This window comes from Salinimicrobium oceani, assembly GCF_012037645.1.
Genome location: NZ_JAAVJR010000600.1, coordinates 1 through 459 on the forward strand (window position 1 = coordinate 1; position 459 = coordinate 459).

The 459-nt window shown below is 47.5% G+C and carries 1 protein-coding gene; it reads left to right on the plus strand.

Annotated features, from left to right (window positions below; all coding sequences use genetic code 11):
- On the plus strand, window positions 1-459 hold a 459-nt coding region (locus HC175_RS18460; protein WP_168139688.1), incomplete at both ends, for a glycoside hydrolase domain-containing protein.

The following is a 459-nucleotide window of genomic DNA, read 5'->3' on the forward strand; positions in this document are numbered from 1 at the left end:
AAATACCGCGGGCTCGACCAAAACCTTCATACAGCAGAGAATTTTGTGAATTACACCAGCTTCTCTCTCTGGGACACCTATAGAGCATTGCATCCCTTGTTCAATATACTACAGCCAAAGCGAAATTCAGACATGGTGAAGTCTATGCTTGCCCATTACGACCAGAGTGTGCATTCCATGCTGCCGGTATGGTCGCATTACGCCAATGAGAACTGGTGTATGATTGGTTACCACAGCGCCTCTGTCATAGCAGATGCCATTGTAAAGGGGAATGCAGATTTTGATGAGGAACGAGCTCTCGAAGCTATGGCGACTACTGCCAGGGTGGGATACTATGACGGCCTGAAATATTATATGGACCTGGGCTATGTTCCCGAAGACAAGAACGGTTCTTCGGTATCAAAGACCCTTGAATATACTTACGATGACTGGGCGATCGCACAGGCGGCTAAGAAACTC